Source organism: Aeromonas sp. CA23, assembly GCF_002587065.1.
GTDB classification, from domain to species: domain Bacteria; phylum Pseudomonadota; class Gammaproteobacteria; order Enterobacterales; family Aeromonadaceae; genus Aeromonas; species Aeromonas bestiarum.
Genome location: NZ_CP023818.1, coordinates 200,957 through 221,059 on the forward strand (window position 1 = coordinate 200,957; position 20,103 = coordinate 221,059).

A 20,103-nucleotide genomic window follows, 5' to 3' on the forward strand; every position below is an offset into this window, starting at 1 on the left:
GGATGCAGGGCTGCCCGCCATTGGCAGCAGTCCCTTGCCCCCTTTTCCTGACAGGGCCTGCCCCGCTTTTTCTGACGCGGGGCGCGCCAGATGGTAAAGTTGCGCCGTTTCTACAGGAGTCAACATGACCAACAACGATATTCTGCGCCGTCTGCGCTACGCCCTCACCATCAGCAATGACCAGATGGTCGAGATGTTTGCCAAGGGCAACCTGACGGTCACTCACGCCCAGCTGCACAGCTGGCTGATGAAAGAAGCCGCCGAAGGGGAAGAGCAGGAGGCTGGCTATGTCGCCTGCCCCGATGCGGCCCTGAGCCAGTTCCTCGACGGCTTCATCATAGCGCGCCGCGGTGTGCGGGAAGATGCCCCGGCCCAGGTGATCCCGAACCGGATCAACAACAACATGATACTGCGCAAGCTGCGCATCGGCCTGAACTACAAAGAAGAGGACATGCTCGGCACCCTCAAGCTCGCCGACTTCAACCTCTCCAAGTCCGAACTGAGTGCCCTGTTCCGCTCCAAGGATCACAAGCACTATCAGGATTGCGGGGATCAGATCCTGCGCAACTTCCTCATCGGCCTCACTGCCAAGTACCGCGCCTGAGTCATGGGCCAGCGTCTCCGCTCACTGTCAGCCCGCCTCTCGCTGGTCAGTGGGCGGCGCTGGCCGTTGCGCCTTCCCGCTCCGGGCGCGAACAGGGCCAGGTGGCTGCGATTATGGCCACTCTGCCTCATACTGCTGCTGAGCGCCTGCCAGCCAGCCCCCTATCAGCTCTCGTCCCGTTACCCCAGCGCCAACCAGAATGAACGCATCGCCTTCCTGATCCTGCACTACACGGATGAGGACGATGCCCACTCACTGCGCCTGCTGACCGAACCGGCCCACCAGGTGAGCGCCCACTACCTGATCCCCCGCGACACCGACCAGACGCCGCTCCCCGTCTACCAGCTGGTGCCCGACAGCCAGCGCGCCTGGCATGCGGGCCGCAGTCGCTGGCACCAGTATGCGGGGCTCAACGCCAGCTCCCTCGGCATCGAAATCGTCAACCTGGGCTATCCGCCGGAAGATGAGCTGCTACCCGCCCACCAGCGACGCTGGCAGCCTTACACCCGGGCGCAAATTGCCGCCATCGGCGCCCTCACCCAGGAGCTGGTGCAGCGCTATCAAATACCGCCAACCCAGGTGCTGGCCCACAGCGATGTCGCCCCCGAGCGCAAGCAGGATCCCGGCCCCCACTTCCCCTGGCGCGAGCTCGCCCTGCACTACGGGGTCGGTGCCTGGCCAGACGAGGCCAGAGTCACGGCCCTGCGCCAACAACCGGCCCCCGCCTGGGATGCCCTCACCTGGCAACAGCAGCTCGCCCGTTACGGCTATGGGGTCGCCTCAAGCGGCGCCTGGGATGAGCAGAGCCGGGCCGCCCTGCGCGCCTTCCAGCTCCATTTCCGCCCCGCCCTGGTCAGCGGCGAGCCCGATGAACAGAGCCAGGCCATACTCACAGCCCTGCTGGAGCGTTACTTCCCCGAGCCGGGCTGAGCGCCTCTCCTGACAACGAAAGAGGGACGCCATGGCGTCCCTCTTTCTCAATCCCTTTTCGCGGCCCGGATCAGGCTGGCACCAGCAGCACCTCTATCCCCGCCTGGCGCAGCCCGGCCAGGGTCTCGGCCGCAATGGCGTCATCCGTGATCAGGGTGTGGATGCGCCGGGTGTCGACTATCTTGTGCAGGCTCAAGCGCCCAAACTTGCTGGAATCCGTCACCACTATGATGCGCTCGGCCACGTGGCACATGCAGCGGTTGAGGCGCGCCTCATCCTCATGATGGGTGCTGACGCCGCGCTCCAGATCGATGCCATCCACCCCGAGAAACAGCAGGTCGAAGTGGTAGTTCTGCAGGGACAAATCCGCCTGGGCGCCGTAGAAAGAGAGCGACTTGCGGCGCAGGTGCCCCCCCGTCATCAGCAGCTCCACCCCCTCAGCCTCCAGCAGGGCATTGGCCACGTTCATGCCGTTGGTCATCACCACTATCTCCTGATGCTCGCGCAGATGACGCGCCACCTCCAGGGTGGTGGTCCCCGAGTCGAGAATGAGCCGACTCCCCGCCTGCACCAGGCTCGCCGCCATGGCACCGATACGCTGCTTGACCGGGGTATTGAGCACGCTCTTGTCGGCTATGGTGCGCTCGGGCACCGCCTGATTCGGTTCGCACAAGAGGGCGCCGCCATAGGCGCGTACCGCCACCCCCTGCTTCTCCAGAAACGCCAGATCGTTGCGAATGGTGACTGTGGATACCTGATAGTGACTGGCCAGCTCGTTGACCTGGACGCTGCCATTACTGCGCAGTTGCTGAATGATGCGTTCCCGCCGCTCGCTGGTGCCGAGCACGCTTTTTTCGGTTGTTTGCATAGTCTCTCTGCCGGAGTGCTGTGGTGAAAACCGGGGCTTTCACTTCGTTACGTTTGCCTATTAACACCCAGCCTTTATGCCAAATCAAGCTTTCATTGGTTTAAAAAGCCTCACGAGACTCTTCCGGAACGTCAAAAACCTTTCGATTCATTTCTTTTTGTGATCTTGCTCAAGATGCGAGCACGCTTTTGTTTCGTTAAAGGGGCGAGACGCCTAGGGGGGGGTAGGGTAAAGAAAGACATCGAAAGATTAAAATCGCATTCAGCCATGAGGAAGAGGGAAATGAAATCAATGCTGGCACTGATCGCACGACACAAGCAGGGGGAACCGGTCGGGATCCATGCCGTCTGCTCTGCCCACCCGCTGGTGCTGGAGGCCGCCCTGCGGCTGGCGGCACAAGGAGATGATCTGCTGCTGGTCGAGGCCACCTCCAATCAGGTGGATCAATTCGGCGGCTATACCGGCATGACACCAGTGGATTTTCGCGATCGCCTGCACCGGCTCGCCGCCGAGTGCGACTTTCCCTTGCAGCGACTGGTATTGGGAGGCGATCACCTGGGCCCCAACCGCTGGCAGAGTGAGCCGGCCGAGCAGGCCATGGAACACGCCGAGGTGCTGATCGCCAGCTATGTCGCCGCCGGCTTCAAGAAGATCCACCTCGATTGCAGCATGTCCTGCCTGGGGGATCCTGTGCCGCTCCCCGATGAGCTGGTCGCCGAGCGGGCCGCCCGGCTGGCCCTGGTCGCCGAGCAGACCTGCCAGGCCGAGTTTGGCTGTTGCGATCTGGTCTATGTGATAGGCACAGAGGTGCCGGTACCGGGCGGCGCCCATGAGCAACTGGCCGAGCTGGCCGCGACCACACCGGAAGCCGCCCGCCATACCTTGAACACCCACCAGCAGGCCTTCGCCAGGGTCGGGCTCGACGCCATCTGGCCCAGGGTGATCGGTCTGGTGGTGCAACCCGGGGTGGAGTTCGATCACACCCATGTCATCGACTACCGATCCGACAAGGCCGCCCCTCTCAGCCGGATGATCGAAGCCTATCCCCATCTGGTGTTCGAGGCGCACTCCACCGACTACCAGACACCGGACGCCTACTGCCAGCTGGTGCGCGATCACTTCGCCATCCTCAAGGTCGGCCCGGCCCTCACCTTCGCCCTGCGGGAGGCGCTGTTCGCCCTCGCCGCCATCGAGGAGGAGCTGGTGGTAGCCCGCGCCTGCTCGGGTCTGCGCCAGGTGCTGGAGGAGACAATGCTGGATCGCCCCGACTTCTGGCGCAGCCACTATCAGGGCAATGCCAACGAGTGCCGGCTGGCCCGCGGTTACAGCTATTCCGACCGCATTCGCTACTACTGGCCCGACAGCCGGGTCGACGACTGCTACGCCCGGCTGCTCGCCAACCTGGCCGCCGAGCCCATTCCCCTGCCGCTGCTCAGCCAGCATCTGCCGCTGCAATACCGCAAGGTACGCCAGGGCACGCTGTCGGCCAGGGCCCACGACCTCATTCTCGATCAGGTGCAGGAGGTGCTGCGCCAATACGCCCATGCCTGTGGCACCACCCCCGCCAGTCATTCCCGGCTCACCCCGGTTGCATAAGGAGTTGTAGAGATGATCCTCGGTTATCCAGAAGAGACACTGCGCAAGGCCAACGGCCTGGCCACCGCCCGCGAAATCCGCCAGCAACCCGCCGCCTGGCGGGAGACTCTCACCATGGTGGAAGAGTGCCGCGCCACCATAGAACGCTTCCTGCTGCCCCTGCTGTCCCGGGGCAACCTGCGGGTGATCCTGACCGGCGCCGGCACCTCCGCCTTTGCCGGCCGGGCCCTGGCACCCTACCTCTGCGCCAGACTCAATGGCCGCTTCGAGGCGATCGCCACCACCGACATAGTCACAGACCCTGGCGAATACCTGGCGCAGGATTGCCCGACCCTGCTCATCTCCTTCGCCCGCTCCGGCAACAGCCCGGAGAGCGTGGCCGCGGTCGAGCTGGCCAGCCAGCTGCTGAGCGAGTGCCACCACCTGGTGCTCACCTGCAACGGCGAGGGGGAACTCTATCGTCGCTGCCAGAAGGATGCCCGCTCCCTGGCGCTGCTGATGCCGCCCCAGACCCACGACCGCAGCTTCGCCATGACCAGCAGCCTGACCAGCATGATGCTGAGCTGCCTGGCGGTGTTCCTGCCGCGCCAGTTCAATCCCGCCGCCAGCCAGCCGCTCATCGCCCTGGGGGACGCCATTCTGCCCCAGGCCGAACTGAGCGTGCCCGAGTGGAATCAACCGCTGCCGGAGCGGGTCATCTACCTCGGCAGCGGCAGCCTGCAAGGAGTGGCCCAGGAGGCCGCGCTCAAGCTGCTTGAACTCACCTCGGGTCAGCTGATGGCCATGTACGACTCCCCCACAGGTTTTCGCCACGGGCCCAAGTCGGCCATCAACCGCCAGACCCTGATAGTGCTGATGATCTCCAACGATCCCTACACCCGCCAGTACGATCTGGACCTGCTCGGCGAGCTGCGCCAGGAGGGCCACGCCGCCCGGGTCGTCGCCCTGGCCGATCGGCACCATCCCGCCATCGAGGAAGGCGAGCATATCTACCTGCCCACCCCCCTCAACGGCGACGATGCCGAACTGGCGTTCTGCTACCTGCTCTACGCCCAGTACTACGCCTTCCACACGGCGCTGGCGCTGGGCATCACCCCGGACAATCCCTGCCCGAGCGGCCGGGTCAACCGGGTCGTGCAGGGCGTCAACATCTATCCGTTCAACCAGCAAGGAGGCGTCTGATGCCCAACATAGTGCTGAGCCGTATCGACGAGCGCCTGATCCACGGTCAGGTCGGGGTGCAATGGGTCGGGTTTGCCGGCGCCAACCTGGTGCTGGTGGCCAATGACGAGGTGGCGGAAGACCCCATACAGCAGAACCTGATGGAGATGGTGCTGGCGGAGGGGATAGCGGTGCGCTTCTGGCCGCTGCAGAAGGTGATCGACAACATAGGCAAGGCCGCCGATCGCCAGAAGATATTGCTGGTGTGCAAGAACCCGACGGATTTTCGCACCCTGGTCGCGGGGGGCGTGCCCATCCCCCGCATCAACGTCGGCAACATGCACTACGCCGACGGCAAGCGTCAGATCCACAAGACGGTATCCGTGGATGAGACGGACATAGCGGCGTTTCGCGCCCTGCAGGACGCCCACGTCGAGTGCTTTGTCCAGGGAGTGCCGACCGAACCGGCACAGGACATTTTCAACCTGATCTGATTAAGGACAATTGTGATGGAAATCAGTTTATTGCAAGGGCTCTTGCTGGGCATTCTGGCGTTCTTCGCCGGACTTGACCTGTTCAACGGCCTGACTCACTTCCACAGGCCCGTGGTACTGGGTCCGCTGGTGGGCCTGATCCTCGGCGACCTGCCCACCGGCATACTGGTGGGCGGCACCCTGGAGCTGGTCTGGATGGGGCTGGCACCGCTGGCGGGGGCGCAACCACCCAACGTCATCATAGGCACCATAGTCGGCGCCACCTTCGCCATCACCACCGGGGTCAAGCCGGATGTGGCGGTCGGGGTTGCGGTGCCGTTCGCGGTGGCGGTCCAGATGGGGATCACCTTCCTCTTCTCGGTGATGTCGGGGGTCATGTCCCGCTGTGACCGGATGGCGGAAGCTGGCGATACCCGCGGCATAGAGCGGGTCAACTACCTAGCCCTGCTGGCGCTCGGCACCTTCTACTTCCTGTGCGCCTTCCTGCCCACCTACTTCGGGGCAGAACACGCCAAGACCGCCATCGACGTGCTGCCCGCCCGCCTCATCGACGGCCTCGGGGTCGCCGGCGGCATCATGCCCGCCATCGGCTTCGCTGTGCTGCTCAAGATCATGATGAAGAACGTCTACATCCCCTACTTCATCCTCGGCTTCGTCGCCGCCGCCTGGCTCAAGCTGCCGGTGCTGGCCATAGCCGCGGCCGCTCTGGCCATGGCCCTGATCGACTTCATGCGCAAGGACCCGGCGCCGCAAGCCCGCCCCACCCAGGAGGAAACTGAAGATGGTATCTAACAATACAGCCCGGCAGATCGCCCCGGCGGCCGAGCCGCAACCGACCCGCACCGTCTCCGACGACGTCTACGAAGATCAGCAACTGGGGGCCGAGCTGACCCGCCAGGACATCAATCGCTTCGCCTGGCGCTCCCTGCTGTTGCAGGCCTCCTTCAACTACGAGCGGATGCAGGCATCCGGCTGGCTCTACGGCCTGCTGCCGGCGCTGCAGAAGATCCACACCAACCCCAAGGATCTCTCCCGGGCCATGAAGGGGCACATGGGCTTCTTCAACACCCACCCTTTCCTGGTCACTTTCGTGATGGGCATAGTGCTGGCGATGGAGCGATCCAAGCAGAACGTCAACAGCATACAGAGCACCAAGATCGCGGTCGGTGCGCCGCTCGGCGGGATCGGGGATGCCATGTTCTGGCTCACCCTGCTGCCCATCTGCGGCGGGATCGGCGCCGATCTGGCGCTGCAGGGCTCCATCATGGGCGCCGTGTTCTTCTTCCTGCTGTTCAATGTGGTGCACTTCGGCCTGCGCTTCGGGCTGGCGCACTACGCCTACCGCATGGGGGTCGCCGCCATTCCGCTCATCAAGGCCAACACCCGCAAGGTGGGACATGCCGCCTCCATCGTCGGCATGACGGTGATCGGCGCCCTGGTCGCCACCTATGTGCGGCTCGGCACCACCCTGGAGATCACCGCCGGTGATGCCGTAGTGAAGCTGCAGGCGGACGTGCTCGACAAGCTGATGCCAGCCTTCCTGCCGCTGCTCTACACCCTGGCCATGTATGCGCTGATCCGCCGCGGCTGGAGCCCGCTACGCCTCATCGTCATCACGGTCGCGCTCGGTATCGTCGGCAAGTTTGCAGGCTTCCTCTAATCCGGTGCCGGCGACAGGCCGGCCCCCCTTTGCTGTAAAGGAACACCTTATGTTGGGCATCATCATTTGCGGTCATGGCGGCTTCGCCAGCGGCATGGAGCAGGCCATGAACCAGATCCTCGGCGAGCAGGAGGCGGTGGTCGCCATCGACTTTCCGGAATCCTCCACCACGGCCCTGCTGCAGGGCCAGTGCGAGGCGGCACTGGCGCGGGTCGACCGTGGCGACGGCGTGGTCTTTCTGACCGACCTGCTGGGTGGCACCCCGTTTCGGGTCGCCTCCACCCTGGCGCTGCGCCAGCCAGACCGGGAAGTCGTGACCGGCACCAATCTGCAGTTGCTGCTGGAGATGACCATGGATCGCGGCGAGCTGACCCCGTCCCAGTTTCGCGAGCAGGCCCTGTGCTGCGGCCATCGCGGCCTCACCAGCCTGGTGGACGAGCTGGCGCGCGAGCGGGCCGAATCGCGGGTCGAGGAGGGTATCTAGATGGCAACACGGATCCGGGCCCGTCGCCTGCTGACCGAGCAGGGTTGGCTGGAACATCAAATGCTTGCCCATGAGGACGGCATCATCACCGCCATCGCCCCCATCCCGGCCGACGATCCGGTGCGGGAGGTCGAGTTGCTGGTGCCCGCCCTCATCGATGGCCACGTGCACGGCGGGGCCGGCGTCGACGTGATGGACGAGGAGACCGGCGTGCTGGCCCGGCTTTCCCTCGCCAAGGCGGCGGAAGGGGTCGGTGCCTTCCTCGCCACCACTGTCACGGCACCGCTACCCGCCATCACACGCGCCCTGAGCCGGGTCGCCGATGCCATGGAGAGCGGCATGCCGGGCGCCCAGCTGCTCGGCAGCTATCTGGAGGGCCCCTACTTCACCCCCGACAACAAGGGCGCCCACGATCCTGCCCTGTTCCGGGAACTCGACCTGGCCGAGCTGGCGCAGTTGCAGCGCCAGGCACGCGGCACCCTGAAGGTCGTCGCCCTCGCCCCCGAGAAGGCCAACGCCCTGGCGGCCATCTGCCACCTCAAGGCGGCCGGCATCCGGGTCATGCTGGGTCACTCCGCCGCCGGCCACGACACCACACAGGCGGCACTGACGGCCGGCGCAACCGGTCTGGTGCACTGTTTCAACGGCATGCGCGGACTGCACCACAGGGAACCCGGCATGGTAGGGGCCGGCCTGGTGCATCCCACCGCCTGGCTGGAGCTCATCGCCGATGGCCATCATGTGCATCCAACCGTACTCAAGCTGTGCCATCGCTGCGCCGGGGATCGCCTGCTGCTCATAACGGATGCCATGCGCGCCGCCGGCATGCCGGACGGCCACTACCTGCTCGGTGACTACCGGGTGGAGATGAAGGACGGAGTGGTGCGCACCGCCACCGGCGGCCTGGCGGGCAGCACCCTCACCCTGCTCGGGGCCGTGCGCAACATGGTGCATCTGGCCGGAGTGCCCCTTGCCGAAGCCATCCAGATGGCATCGCTGGCCCCCGCCCGCATGCTCGGCATCGACGACCAGCTCGGCTCGCTGGCCGTCGGCAAGCGGGCCAACCTGCTCGCCCTCACACCTGCCCTCTACCAGCAACATATCTGGGTCGCCGGCAGGGAGATAACTCCCGCCAGCGCCCCCGCCTCTTTCTCTGAACCCGACGCTACTCAAGGCGCCAAGGAGTCCTCATGTATCTGATCTCGTCCCACGAAATGCTCAAAGATGCCCAGCGCCGCGGCTACGCGGTACCGGCCTTCAACATCCACAACCTGGAAACCGTCGAGGTGGTGGCCCGCACCGCCGCCCAGCTGAGCTCCCCCGTCATCCTGGCCGCCACACCGGGCACCTATCGCCATGCCGGGGTCGAATACCTGGTCTCCATCTGCGCCTCGGCGGCCCACCAGTACCGCATACCGCTGGTGCTGCACCTGGACCACCACGAAGATGAACAGGATATCCACTTCAAGGTCGAATCCGGCATCCACTCCGCCATGATCGACGCATCCCACCTGCCATTCGAGGAGAACGTCGCCAAGGTGCAGCGGGTCGTCACCTTCTGCCACCGCATGGGGGCGAGCGTGGAGGCCGAGCTGGGCCAGCTCGGCGGACAGGAGGATGACCTGATAGTGGACGCCGCCAACGCCCATCTGACCGATCCGGACAAGGCGGCCGAGTTCGTGGCGCGCACCGGCATCGACTCCCTCGCGGTGGCCATCGGCACGGCCCACGGTCTCTACAAGGAGGAGCCGCGCCTCGACTTCGATCGCCTCGCCGCCATCCGGGACCGAGTCTCCATTCCGCTGGTGCTGCACGGCGCCTCCGGCATTCCCGACCGGGACGTGCGCCGCTGCATCGAGCTCGGGGTGTGCAAGGTCAACGTGGCCACCGAGCTGAAGATCGCCTTCTCCGACGCCATGAAGGCCTTCCTCGCCACCCACCCGGATGCCAGCGATCCGCGCCAGTATCTGGTGCCCGCCATGGCCGCCATGGAGGAAGTTGTCGCCGCCAAGATCCGCATGTGCATGAGCGACGGCAAGCTGTAACCGGCCTGCGGGCTCGCCAGCCTGGTGAGCCCGCACCAGATCCCGCAAATCCACCAGCCTCAGGAGGACGCCAAGCCCCATCACCCCAGTCACACCGCCATTCATCATCTATACGGAGATAAATATGAACGCACGTACCGCCATGACGCTGCTGGTCCTGCTGACCCTGCCCGCCCTCGCCCGGGCCGAGGTGATGTCGCTGCAGGGCAACCAGTACCAGATCAGCGTCAAAACGGATGCCGGAAAATTCCAGGAGATCACCTTCACCAACAGGGCGAACGGGGATGTCATCCGCTCGAATACCCTGTTCGATATCAAGGGGCTGGATGACAGGCTGACCTCGTCGGCCGACTTCACTGTAGATGCGTTTGCCAAAGAGCAGGACCACATTGACATCGCACTGAGCAACGCCGACTTCCTGATCAAGAGCGAGATCCGGCTGGCCAAAGACAAGCGCTACGCCAGCATCGACTTCTCCCTTGACACCCTCAAGAATGGCAAGCGGATCAACGGCTTCTCCATGCTGCCGTTCCACTCCCAGGCACCCTTTGTCTACGGCGCCATCAACAGCTCGCCCATCGTCAGCGACAGCTTCTTCATCACGCCACAGAATCCACTGGTCAACACCCGCGCCTACGAGGGGGGCGTCAGCCAGCTGATCCCGCTCACGCTGCCGCTGGAGCAGGGCAAGCCGCTCACCTATCGCACCTATGTCGGCACCTTCGACGAGGGTCAGCTCAGACGTGACTTCAACGAGTTCATCAACGACGCCCGCGACAGACCCTACGCCCCCTATCTGCACTACAACTCCTGGCTCGACATCGGCTTCTTCAACCCCTACACCGAAGCCGACGCCCTGACCCGCATCAAGCAGTTTGGCGAGGCACTGGTCACCCGGCGCGGCGTGACCATGAGCGGCTTCCTGTTCGACGATGGCTGGGACGATCGCAAGGGCAACTGGGGCTTCAGCGAGGACTTCCCGGACGGCTTTCGCAAGCTCAAAACCGCGGCCGAGCAGTATCACGCCCAGCTCGGCATCTGGTTCTCTCCCTGGGGTGGCTACAACAAGCCGAGGGATGAACGGGTCTCCCATGCCGCCGAATTCGGCTACGAGCTGAGCGATGGCAAGTTCGCCCTCTCGGGCCCCGTCTACTACAAAAATTTCCATCAGAAGGTGATGTCGCTCATCCAGGATCAGGGCGTCACCCATTTCAAGTTCGACGGCACAGGCAACGCCAACAAGCAGATCAAGGGCAGCCAGTTCACCAGCGACTTCGATGCCGCCATCCACCTGATCTCGGATGCCCGCACCGCCAACAAGGAGGTCTTCATCAACCTGACCACGGGCACCACGGCCTCCCCCTCCTGGCTCTTCTTCGCCGACTCCATCTGGCGCGGTGGCGATGACATCAACTTCTATGGCCCCGGCTCCAGGGTCCAGCAGTGGATCACCTACCGGGATGCGGAGACCTACCGCTCCATCGTCAAGCAAGGCCCGCTGTTTCCGCTCAACTCCCTGATGCTGCACGGGCTTGTCTATGCCAAGCAGGCCAAACATCTGGATCAGCAGTCGCCACAAGATTTTGCCGATCAGGCCTGGAGCTACTTTGCCACCGGCACCCAGCTGCAGGAGCTCTATATCACCCCGGAGCTGCTGAGCGGCGAGAACTGGGATCTGCTGGCCAAGGCGGCGCTCTGGTCGCAGCAGAACCAGGCCGTGCTGTTTGACAGCCACTGGATTGGCGGCGACCCCACCCTGCTGACCGTCTATGGCTGGGCGGCGTGGAGCCCAGCAAAGTCTTTCATTACCCTGCGCAACCCTTCGAGCCAGCCTCAACAGTTCTTCCTGGAACCGACTCGCCAGCTTGAAGTGCCCACCACAGAGGCGAAAGGCTTTAATATCAAACCGCTATATGGCGACAACAAAACCGTGCCGACGTCAATCAGCGATGGGATGGTCATCAAGCTGGCGCCACTGGAGCTCATCACCCTGGAGCTGACGCCCATCAAATAAGCATGGATCCAATCAGCCGGTGGCTGATGCCATACAAAAGGGACGCCGCGGCGTCCCTTTTTCATCTCTCATCAACCAGGTCGGTCAGATCCCCTGACGGGCTTCCTGCATCAGCAGGCGCATGTCGCTGACTGCCTTGGTCAGGCCGTCGAAGGCGGCGCGGCCTATGATGGCGTGGCCGATGTTGAGCTCATAGAGCTCGGGGATGGCGGCGATGGCCTTGACGTTGTGGTAGTGCAGGCCGTGACCGGCATTGACCTTGAGCCCCTTGCCGGCGGCATAGGAGGCGCCGGCGGCGATGCGCTTGAACTCGGCGTTGCGCTCGGCATCCGTGCTGGCATCGGCGTAACGGCCGGTGTGGATCTCGATGAAGGGGGCGCCACTCTCGGCGGCCGCATCGATCTGGTGCGGATCGGCATCGATAAACAGCGACACCTGGGCGCCGATGGCCGAGAGACGCGTCACCGCATCCGTAATTTTGTCAAGCTGACCGGCCACGTCCAGACCGCCCTCTGTGGTCACCTCGGTGCGCTTCTCTGGCACCAGGCAGACGAAGTGAGGCTTGATGCGACAGGCAATGCCGATCATCTCCTCGGTCACCGCCATCTCCAGGTTCATCCTGGTCTGTATGGTCTGGCGCAGCACCTCGACATCACGGTCAGTGATGTGGCGGCGGTCTTCCCGCAGGTGGATGGTAATGCCGTCGGCACCGGCCTGCTCGGCCACGAAGGCGGCCTGCACCGGATCAGGATACTGAGTGCCACGGGCATTGCGCAGGGTGGCGATATGATCGATGTTCACACCCAGATAGATTTCGCTCATTGATGACTCCTTGAAACACTTCATCTGTTAACTGTGCGGCTGCCGCCTTGGCGTCAGCGCGGATATCCATATGTCACTGTGTGCTGGCTTTGCGCTTCAAGAACAGCTCCCGGCTCTTCAACTGGCGTTTTCCCAGATAGGGCTGCAGCGCCAGCCGGCTGAAACGCTTGGCCGCCTGCAGCAAGGGAGGCGTATCGAATCGCCCCTCGGCAAAGGCCAGCAGGTGGGCACCGAGAAACAGGGTACGGGGATCCGGCGCCCGCTCGCAAGCAACAAAGCCCAATTCGCGCTCGAAGCCATAGAGCAGCTCGGGCTGGATCGCGGACTCGTCGTCGGCGGCGTATTCGAAGTCCACCGCATAGCCGAGCGCCTGCAGCAAGAGGAACTCGAAGCGGCGCAGCGGCAGCTCAGGCGTCTCGCCATCAGCCAGCGCCATCAGGGCACGGGCATAGGCGTCAAACACCTCGGGAAAGGGAGTGTGGGCTTCCAGCAGGTAGTAGACCAGCTCGTTGAGGTAGAGGCCGTAGAAGAGGCGATCGCCACCGAGTCGCAAGGAGTGATCCGGACATTCGACCTGGGCGAGATTCTTGAGATCCCCCTTGCCACGCCAGCTGATGGTGAGCAGGGAAAAAGGTTGAAGCAGCCCCTTCAGAGGGGAGCGTGGCCCGCGAGAACCGCGAGCCACCAGGGTAAATCGGCCACTATCCTGGGTAAACACCTCGACCAGCTGACTGGTCTCCCGATAGGGCCGACTGTGGATGACGAAAGCCGGACTCAGCAATCAGTCATCGCCATAGCCGAGACTGCGCAGGGCGCGCTCGTCATCGGCCCAGCCTGCCTTGACCTTGACCCACAGCTCAAGGAACACCTTGTTCTGGAACAGGCGCTCCATGTCGATGCGAGCCTCTGTGCCTATGGTCTTGATCTTCTCGCCCTTGTTGCCGATGACCATCTTCTTCTGGCCATCGCGCTCCACCAGGATCAGGGCGTTGATGTGATAGATGCCGCTCTCTTCCACCTTGAAGCGCTCGATCTCCACGGTCACGGAGTAAGGCAGCTCCTCACCGGTGAAACGCATCAGCTTCTCGCGGATGATCTCGGAGGCCATGAAGCGGGAAGAGCGGTCGGTCACGTAGTCTTCCGGGAAGAAGAAGTTGTTCTCCGGCAGCAGATCCTTGGACCACTCGCGGATCTTCTCCACGTTGGTGCCCTTCTCGGCACTGATGGGCAGGATATGGGAGAACTTCATCTGCTGGCCCAGCCATTCCAGGTGGGGCAGCAGGTCTTCCTTGTCCTTGACGTTGTCGATCTTGTTGACCGCCAGCACCACGGGACAAGGCAGATGGCGCAACTTGCCGAGCACCATCTCGTCATCCTTGGTCCAGTGGGTACCGTCAACCACGAACACCACCATGGCCACATCCCCCAGCGAACTGGTGGCGGCGCGGTTCATCAGGCGGTTGATGGCCCGCTTCTCTTCGATGTGCAGACCCGGGGTATCCACATAGATGGTCTGATGGTTATCCTCGGTGTCGATCCCCAAAATCCGGTGACGGGTAGTCTGGGGTTTCTTCGAGGTGATGCTGACCTTCTGGCCGAGCAGCTTGTTGAGCAGGGTGGACTTGCCCACGTTGGGGCGGCCCACGATGGCGACAAAGCCGCAATAGGTGGTATCTGTATCTGTCATGACAGTTTTTCCAATGCCTGTTGTGTTGAAAGACCGCGGCCTCTTGCATCAATAGCAGTCATGACAGTCTTTCCAATGCTTGCTGCGCCGCCGCCTGTTCGGCCTTGCGACGACTGGTACCGACCCCGACCAGCGGACCATCCAGGCCTTCTACGTCGCACTGGACTGTGAACTCCTGGTTGTGGGCCTCGCCCTTGACGTTGGTCACTGTGTAGGTCGGCAGGGATTTGCGGCTTCCCTGCAAAATTTCTTGCAGGCGGGTCTTGGGATCCTTCTGCTCTATGCCTGGTTTGATTTCGTCCAGACGGCTGGCATACCAGCTCAGCAGCAGCACCCGCACCGCCTCAAGATCAGTATCCAGATAGACGGCGCCGATCACCGCCTCGACCGTATCGGCCAAAATGGATTCGCGGCGGAAACCGCCGCTCTTGAGTTCGCCGGGCCCGAGGATCAGGTGATCCCCGAGGTCAAACTCCCGGCCCAGTTCGGCCAGGGTCTTCTCGCGCACCAGGGTGGCGCGCATCCGGCTGAGATCCCCTTCCGCCGCTTGCGGGAAGCGGTGGAACAGAGCATCGGCAATCACCAGACTCAAAATGGAGTCTCCCAAAAATTCCAGTCGCTCATTGTGACGGGAACCGGCGCTACGGTGAGTCAGCGCCCGGGTCAACAATTCCTGATCGCGAAAGACATGCCCGAGACGGGACTGCAGTCTGTTCATTTTGATATTCATTTACTTGATTCCGCCAATGCGGTTGAAGCGCACACCTGTCGGTACCCAACTTGGCAGCAGGGAGCCTTCTTCGCGCTCGAATTCAAAACTTATCCAGATGGCGACCGCCTTGCCGACCAGGTTCTGTTCGGGCACAAAGCCCCAGAAACGGCTGTCGGTACTGTTGTCACGGTTATCACCCATCACGAAGTACTGACCTTCCGGCACCACCCACTCGTCGGGGTAGGTGCCGGGCTGGCGATAATAACGGCCGACCATATCGGGCATCAGCGGGTTGCGAAGAGTCTCGTGAGACACCTCACCCAGCTGCTCGGTATAGCGGTCAAGCGGGATCCCCATCTGGGTAAATTCACCCCTTTGTTCAAACTTGACGTCGAGCTTCTGGAAGCCCGGGCACGTTTTCCCTTCCTGCTCCTCGCACTTGGGCCGGATCATCAGCTCCTTGTTGCGATAGATGACCCGATCACCCGGCATGCCGACCACCCGCTTGATGTAGTCCACCCGGGTATCCAGCGGATACTTGAACACCACCACATCGCCGCGTTTGGGTTCGCCAGTCTCGAGGAACTTGGTGTTGGTCACCGGATCCTTGAGGCCATAGGCAAACTTCTGCACCAGGATGAAATCGCCCACCAGCAGGGTGGGCATCATGGAGCCAGACGGGATCTGGAACGGTTCGAAGATGAACGAACGCAAGATCAGCACGAGCGTGATGACCGGGAAGACACCCGCGGTCTGTTCGATCCAGACCGGCATGGGGGCAACCTTGGCCAGGGTTTTCTCATCCAGATGGGCGCCGCCATGGGCACGGGCCACGGCAATCTTGGCGGCCCGCTGCTTGGACCAGATCATCTTGTCCAGACACCAGATAACACCGGTGATCGCGCAGACCACCACCAGGATCAGGGAAAACGTGCTTGCCATCGATTAATCCTTTCCTACATGGAGAATTGCGAGGAACGCCTCCTGCGGCACGTCGACACGGCCCAGGGACTTCATCCGCTTCTTGCCTTCTTTCTGCTTGTTCAGCAGCTTCTTCTTCCGGCTCACGTCACCACCGTAGCACTTGGCGGTCACGTCCTTGCGCAGCGCCTTGACGGTGCTGCGGGCGATAATCTGGTTGCCGATAGAAGCCTGAATGGCGATATCAAACATCTGGCGCGGGATCAGCTCACGCATCTTCTCCACCACCTGGCGACCGCGATACTGGGCGTTCTCCTTGTGGGTGATGATGGCCAGCGCATCGACGCGCTCACCGTTGATCATGATGTCCAGACGCACCATTTCGGAGGTTTCAAAGCGCTTGAAACCATAATCCAGCGAGGCGTAACCACGGCTGGTGGATTTGAGGCGATCGAAGAAGTCGAGCACCACTTCCGCCATCGGGATTTCATAGGTCAGTGCGACCTGGTTGCCGTGATAGACCATGTTGGTCTGCACGCCACGCTTCTCGATGCAGAGGGTGATGACGTTGCCCATGTACTCCTGCGGCAACAGAATGTTGCACTCGGCGATGGGCTCACGCATCTCCTTGATGTTGTTCACCGGAGGCATGGCGGACGGGCTGTCGATGTGGATGGTGTCGCCATTGTTCAGCTCGATTTCATAGACCACGGTCGGCGCCGTGGTGATGAGATCCAGATCGTATTCCCGCTCCAGACGCTCCTGGATGATCTCCATGTGCAGCATGCCAAGGAAGCCACAACGGAAGCCGAAGCCCAGCGCGGTGGAACTCTCAGGTTCGAAGAACAGGGAAGCATCGTTCAGGGACAGTTTGTCGAGGGCATCACGGAACGACTCGTAGTCATCGCTGGAGATGGGGAACAGACCCGCATACACCTGCGGCTTCACCTTCTTGAAACCCGCCAGCGCTTTTTCGGCGCCGTTCTTGGCTTGCGTCAGGGTATCGCCCACAGGGGCGCCGTGGATGTCCTTGATGCCGCAGACGACCCAACCTACCTCGCCACAACCCAGGCCCTGAGTATCCACCTGCTTGGGCGTGAAGATACCGATACGATCGACACCCCACACCTGACCGGTGCTCATTACCTTGATCTTGTCGTTCTTCTTGAGCGAACCGTTTTTGATCCGCACCAGAGAGACGACGCCCAGATAGGAGTCGAACCAGGAGTCGATGATCAGCGCCTGCAGCGGTGCATCGGGATCACCGACCGGCGCCGGGATGCGAGCCACTATCTCTTCCAGCACGAGATCGACACCCAGGCCAGTCTTGGCGGAGCAGCGCACCGCATCGATGGCGTCGATGCCGACTATGTCTTCGATCTCCTCGGCAACCCGCTCGGGTTCTGCGGCCGGCAGGTCAATCTTGTTCAGCACCGGCACCACTTCCAGCTCCATTTCCATGGCGGTGTAGCAGTTGGCCAGAGTCTGTGCCTCAACCCCCTGGCCGGCATCTACCACCAGCAGCGCCCCTTCACAGGCCGCCAATGAGCGGGAGACTTCGTAGGAGAAATCTACGTGGCCCGGGGTGTCGATAAAGTTCAGCTGGTAGGTGTTACCGTCTTGTGCCTGGTAGTTCAGGGTCACACTCTGTGCTTTGATGGTAATGCCGCGCTCGCGCTCCAGGTCCATGGAGTCAAGCACCTGAGCCTGCATCTCGCGGGAGGACAGGCCGCCGCAAGTCTGGATCAGACGGTCCGACAGGGTCGATTTACCGTGGTCGATGTGCGCAATAATCGAAAAGTTACGAATGTGTTTCATCGAGCAAGAATCACTCAAAATTAGGTTAGGGCCGGATATGGAGGCAGGATTTTACTGGATAACCCGGTCGACGGCCAATCTTTAGTCGACGGAGCACCAGAAATACAGGCCTGCACGGTCAGGAGAGGTTGCGGGTATGGAGTACCACACCCAGCATGCGAGGGCCATATGCCCCCTGATCGAGTCGAGTGGAAAAGTAACGAACCAGTGAAAATCCGACTAGGCCACCCAGCAGGCAGCTGAGGATGGTGATCCCCTCCCCGCCCGCCAACAAGGGTGCCAACCAGAGCTGACCAAGCAGGGCGCCCGCCAGCAGACAGAACAGTGGCAACACATAAACCAGGGCGGCGCCCCGCAGTATGCTCGCCTGGGGAATGCCGAGCCGGATCTGCTGACCGACGCTCACCTCGGCGGTAAGGGCAACCCGCAGCCGTTGCTGCTTCATCGGAAACGCCTTGGCAACCGTGCCGGTACCGCAGTTGGACTGTTGATGACAACCGCTGCAGGCGGAGCGCCGTTCGCACTCCACCCAGGCATGTTGTCCATCAATGGCCACCACGGTCGCCAGCTCTTCGCTCATTTCACTCACAAGACGTTTCCACAATAACGAGGGACAGATTGACCCAATCTGAACATGACTGCCCCGCTTGAGCAAGCGGGAGTGCAAATACGACTACTGTACAGTCTCATTGCGGGCCAGAGGCTGCACCGACTCGGCGATGCGTTTTGCCGTTTCGGCCGGCACTTCGCCCACCACGGTAATCTCGACCCCCACGTCGTTGACGTAGCTCACCAGCGAGGTCGCCCCCTGGCGGATCAACTGCTGGCGCACCGCCTGCTTGGGATCGACCCTGGCCACATAGACGGAGAGATCCACCAGACCATCGGAGAGCATCATGTAATCCACCGGCAGGCTGGTGGTCACCAGCTGGTGCCTGTCCTGAGACAATACCTTGAAACCATCCGGCAACCAGGTGAGATGCCAGTTCAGCGTCTGCTGCGGCGCCGGGTAGGCATCCTCCAGCGCCAGTGCCTGGGGCAGCTTGCTGCCGGCCAATTTCACCAGCCAGGGCGCGGGGGCATTCTGCCTGTCCAGATCCACGCCCAGCACCTGCTCGACCAGGTTGCCTTCCCGATCCACCATGTCCACCCGCAGCAACAGCTGGCTCTGCTCATCGACCCAGAGCACGAAGCCATACTTGTCCGCCTCTTTGGGCACCAGCCTGACCACCTGCGCCACCAGACCGGCTACCCGGCTGCGACCGGCCAGCACGGGGTCATAGCTTTCCAGCACACGAGGCAGCGGCATCTTCACCAGAGTGGCCCAGACACCGGGGAAACGGGCGCCCTTGAGGGTGTAGGGTTCGTGGGTATTTTCGAAGAAGGTGAACTCGTCCTGACGCTGCAGGTACTCTATGGTCTTGCCGTCCAGGTAACTCAGGTGGGCCACCTCCTTGCCATCGATCACCCCATGACTGAAACGCATGGGTTCGAGGCGCCCCTGACGGGCCTTGACCATGGATAATTCGAAATTCTGTTGTGATACGGCACTCTGCATCTGCTGCAACAAGGCCTCGGCCGACTTATCGTCGGCCGAGGCCTTGGCACAAATCAGCAGGAGAGAGGCCAGCAAAATACGGCTGGACTGGCGCACGATCTGATCCCTAAAAATGCGTTATTCCTGAATCTGCTTGTCTTGCAGCAGACGCTGTTGCAACTGATGGTCACGCAGGAAGGCATTGATGCGCTCACGCTGCTCCTGCATCTGTTGCTCACTCAACCCTTGCTGGCGGGCGGTCGCCCGGTTGCCATCCTGCGGGTAGTGCACGCTCACCGGCGAGGCACTGCCACCGACAGGAATGGTGTTGAGCACAGGGTTGGTCGGTATGCCGTCATGGCCCTGATACTGCTGCACCCCGAAGATGACGGCGGCGGCGACCGACGCGGCGATGGCGTATTGCCCCACCTGTTGACCGACCCGACGAAACAGCGGAACCACCTTGGCGCCAGTATGAACCTGCGGTGCAGCTGGCTTGCTCTCCACCGGCTTGGGCGCCAGTATGGTGGGCTCATCTTCCAGCGCAGCCATTATGCTGTCACTGAGATCCAGCTGCAGATTGACCGGCAGGTCCCCCCGCATGGCATCACCGATCAGGTGGTAACGAGACCAGGTATCTTGCAGCGCCGGATCCATTCCCAGCTCGCTCAGAACCTCAACATCGCTCAAGTCACCATCCATCAGGGCCGAGAGTTGCTCTTTAGTTGCCATAAGTTAACCTGTCTTTCC

General features: G+C 62.3%; 21 protein-coding genes. 11 read left to right on the plus strand and 10 right to left on the minus strand.

All coding sequences use genetic code 11. The features are described from left to right. Positions 1-124 precede the first annotated feature (124 nt). Positions 125-604 carry a DUF1456 family protein gene (locus CK910_RS00905; protein WP_005318863.1) on the plus strand — a complete coding sequence of 160 codons (480 nt, stop codon included), beginning with the start codon at positions 125-127 and terminating at the stop codon, positions 602-604. 3 nt (positions 605-607) lie between these two features. Then, on the plus strand, positions 608-1,534 hold the full coding sequence (locus tag CK910_RS00910; protein ID WP_098980699.1) for an N-acetylmuramoyl-L-alanine amidase: 927 nt from the start codon (positions 608-610) through the stop codon (positions 1,532-1,534). A 70-nt stretch (positions 1,535-1,604) separates the two neighbouring features. Here CK910_RS00910 and CK910_RS00915 read toward each other — a convergent pair whose 3' ends face one another. Beyond that, positions 1,605-2,402 carry a DeoR family transcriptional regulator gene (locus CK910_RS00915; RefSeq protein WP_043142143.1) on the minus strand — a complete coding sequence of 266 codons (798 nt, stop codon included), beginning with the start codon at positions 2,400-2,402 and terminating at the stop codon, positions 1,605-1,607. Between the two features lie 282 nt (positions 2,403-2,684). On the opposite strand from CK910_RS00915, the gene kbaZ reads away from it, so the two are divergent. From kbaZ to CK910_RS00960, 9 genes are all read left to right on the plus strand, one after another. Further along, the gene (gene kbaZ, locus CK910_RS00920; RefSeq protein WP_098980700.1) at positions 2,685-3,998 is read left to right on the plus strand and encodes a tagatose-bisphosphate aldolase subunit KbaZ; all 1,314 of its coding nucleotides are present in this window, start codon (positions 2,685-2,687) and stop codon (positions 3,996-3,998) included. A gap of 12 nt (positions 3,999-4,010) precedes the next feature. Next, positions 4,011-5,180 (plus strand): SIS domain-containing protein, encoded by a 1,170-nt coding sequence (locus tag CK910_RS00925; protein WP_043142149.1) that lies wholly within the window; start codon positions 4,011-4,013, stop codon positions 5,178-5,180. Then, complete coding sequence (gene agaV / locus CK910_RS00930) at positions 5,180-5,653, plus strand: PTS N-acetylgalactosamine transporter subunit IIB (protein ID WP_042872688.1); 474 nt, start codon at positions 5,180-5,182, stop codon at positions 5,651-5,653. Before CK910_RS00925 ends, agaV begins: the two co-directional genes overlap by 1 nt. Positions 5,654-5,668: 15 nt before the next feature. Beyond that, entirely contained in the window at positions 5,669-6,445 is a 777-nt protein-coding gene (agaW, locus tag CK910_RS00935) for a PTS N-acetylgalactosamine transporter subunit IIC (RefSeq protein WP_043142155.1), read from the plus strand. Beyond that, positions 6,435-7,313 (plus strand): PTS N-acetylgalactosamine transporter subunit IID, encoded by an 879-nt coding sequence (agaE, locus tag CK910_RS00940; RefSeq protein ID WP_043142157.1) that lies wholly within the window; start codon positions 6,435-6,437, stop codon positions 7,311-7,313. Before agaW ends, agaE begins: the two co-directional genes overlap by 11 nt. A 49-nt stretch (positions 7,314-7,362) precedes the next feature. Then, positions 7,363-7,797, plus strand: a complete 435-nt coding sequence (agaF, locus tag CK910_RS00945) for a PTS galactosamine/N-acetylgalactosamine transporter subunit IIA (protein WP_043142160.1) — start codon at positions 7,363-7,365, stop codon at positions 7,795-7,797. After that, positions 7,798-8,997 (plus strand): N-acetylglucosamine-6-phosphate deacetylase, encoded by a 1,200-nt coding sequence (gene nagA / locus CK910_RS00950; protein WP_098980702.1) that lies wholly within the window; start codon positions 7,798-7,800, stop codon positions 8,995-8,997. After that, on the plus strand, positions 8,988-9,842 hold the full coding sequence (locus tag CK910_RS00955) for a tagatose bisphosphate family class II aldolase (RefSeq protein WP_043554968.1): 855 nt from the start codon (positions 8,988-8,990) through the stop codon (positions 9,840-9,842). Before nagA ends, CK910_RS00955 begins: the two co-directional genes overlap by 10 nt. A gap of 124 nt (positions 9,843-9,966) precedes the next feature. Then, positions 9,967-11,856 carry an enterotoxin gene (locus CK910_RS00960; protein WP_098980703.1) on the plus strand — a complete coding sequence of 630 codons (1,890 nt, stop codon included), beginning with the start codon at positions 9,967-9,969 and terminating at the stop codon, positions 11,854-11,856. A gap of 84 nt (positions 11,857-11,940) precedes the next feature. Here the strand turns inward: CK910_RS00960 and pdxJ are convergent, their stop codons facing one another. The 9 genes from pdxJ to CK910_RS01005 all read right to left on the minus strand — a co-directional run bounded on the left by pdxJ (position 11,941) and on the right by CK910_RS01005 (position 20,085). Further along, positions 11,941-12,678, minus strand: a complete 738-nt coding sequence (gene pdxJ / locus CK910_RS00965) for a pyridoxine 5'-phosphate synthase (RefSeq protein WP_042872703.1) — start codon at positions 12,676-12,678, stop codon at positions 11,941-11,943. A gap of 73 nt (positions 12,679-12,751) precedes the next feature. Next, positions 12,752-13,459, minus strand: a complete 708-nt coding sequence (recO, locus tag CK910_RS00970) for a DNA repair protein RecO (RefSeq protein WP_042872706.1) — start codon at positions 13,457-13,459, stop codon at positions 12,752-12,754. Beyond that, entirely contained in the window at positions 13,460-14,365 is a 906-nt protein-coding gene (gene era / locus CK910_RS00975) for a GTPase Era (RefSeq protein WP_065401350.1), read from the minus strand. Positions 14,366-14,423: 58 nt separating this feature from the next. Beyond that, positions 14,424-15,095 (minus strand): ribonuclease III, encoded by a 672-nt coding sequence (rnc, locus tag CK910_RS00980; protein WP_043142176.1) that lies wholly within the window; start codon positions 15,093-15,095, stop codon positions 14,424-14,426. Beyond that, complete coding sequence (gene lepB / locus CK910_RS00985; RefSeq protein WP_043142178.1) at positions 15,096-16,019, minus strand: signal peptidase I; 924 nt, start codon at positions 16,017-16,019, stop codon at positions 15,096-15,098. Positions 16,020-16,022: 3 nt separating this feature from the next. Further along, positions 16,023-17,816, minus strand: coding sequence for a translation elongation factor 4 (gene lepA, locus CK910_RS00990; RefSeq protein WP_043142180.1), 1,794 nt, complete (start codon positions 17,814-17,816; stop codon positions 16,023-16,025). 118 nt (positions 17,817-17,934) lie between these two features. Further along, the gene (locus CK910_RS00995; protein WP_098980704.1) at positions 17,935-18,396 is read right to left on the minus strand and encodes a SoxR reducing system RseC family protein; all 462 of its coding nucleotides are present in this window, start codon (positions 18,394-18,396) and stop codon (positions 17,935-17,937) included. A 93-nt stretch (positions 18,397-18,489) separates the two neighbouring features. Then, positions 18,490-19,470: a MucB/RseB C-terminal domain-containing protein gene (locus CK910_RS01000; RefSeq protein ID WP_098980705.1), complete on the minus strand. Its 981-nt coding sequence runs from the start codon at positions 19,468-19,470 to the stop codon at positions 18,490-18,492. 21 nt (positions 19,471-19,491) lie between these two features. Beyond that, positions 19,492-20,085, minus strand: a complete 594-nt coding sequence (locus tag CK910_RS01005) for an RseA family anti-sigma factor (RefSeq protein ID WP_043142185.1) — start codon at positions 20,083-20,085, stop codon at positions 19,492-19,494. Positions 20,086-20,103 lie beyond the last annotated feature (18 nt).

Coding starts and splice junctions, on each gene's coding strand:
- CK910_RS00905 (WP_005318863.1), top strand. CDS start 125: ATGACCAACAACGATATTCTGCGCCGTCTGCGCTACGCCCTCACCATC.
- CK910_RS00910 (WP_098980699.1), top strand. CDS start 608: ATGGGCCAGCGTCTCCGCTCACTGTCAGCCCGCCTCTCGCTGGTCAGT.
- CK910_RS00915 (WP_043142143.1), bottom strand. CDS start 2,402: ATGCAAACAACCGAAAAAAGCGTGCTCGGCACCAGCGAGCGGCGGGAA.
- kbaZ (WP_098980700.1), top strand. CDS start 2,685: ATGAAATCAATGCTGGCACTGATCGCACGACACAAGCAGGGGGAACCG.
- CK910_RS00925 (WP_043142149.1), top strand. CDS start 4,011: ATGATCCTCGGTTATCCAGAAGAGACACTGCGCAAGGCCAACGGCCTG.
- agaV (WP_042872688.1), top strand. CDS start 5,180: ATGCCCAACATAGTGCTGAGCCGTATCGACGAGCGCCTGATCCACGGT.
- agaW (WP_043142155.1), top strand. CDS start 5,669: ATGGAAATCAGTTTATTGCAAGGGCTCTTGCTGGGCATTCTGGCGTTC.
- agaE (WP_043142157.1), top strand. CDS start 6,435: ATGGTATCTAACAATACAGCCCGGCAGATCGCCCCGGCGGCCGAGCCG.
- agaF (WP_043142160.1), top strand. CDS start 7,363: ATGTTGGGCATCATCATTTGCGGTCATGGCGGCTTCGCCAGCGGCATG.
- nagA (WP_098980702.1), top strand. CDS start 7,798: ATGGCAACACGGATCCGGGCCCGTCGCCTGCTGACCGAGCAGGGTTGG.
- CK910_RS00955 (WP_043554968.1), top strand. CDS start 8,988: ATGTATCTGATCTCGTCCCACGAAATGCTCAAAGATGCCCAGCGCCGC.
- CK910_RS00960 (WP_098980703.1), top strand. CDS start 9,967: ATGAACGCACGTACCGCCATGACGCTGCTGGTCCTGCTGACCCTGCCC.
- pdxJ (WP_042872703.1), bottom strand. CDS start 12,678: ATGAGCGAAATCTATCTGGGTGTGAACATCGATCATATCGCCACCCTG.
- era (WP_065401350.1), bottom strand. CDS start 14,365: ATGACAGATACAGATACCACCTATTGCGGCTTTGTCGCCATCGTGGGC.
- rnc (WP_043142176.1), bottom strand. CDS start 15,095: ATGAATATCAAAATGAACAGACTGCAGTCCCGTCTCGGGCATGTCTTT.
- lepB (WP_043142178.1), bottom strand. CDS start 16,019: ATGGCAAGCACGTTTTCCCTGATCCTGGTGGTGGTCTGCGCGATCACC.
- lepA (WP_043142180.1), bottom strand. CDS start 17,816: ATGAAACACATTCGTAACTTTTCGATTATTGCGCACATCGACCACGGT.
- CK910_RS00995 (WP_098980704.1), bottom strand. CDS start 18,396: ATGAGCGAAGAGCTGGCGACCGTGGTGGCCATTGATGGACAACATGCC.
- CK910_RS01005 (WP_043142185.1), bottom strand. CDS start 20,085: ATGGCAACTAAAGAGCAACTCTCGGCCCTGATGGATGGTGACTTGAGC.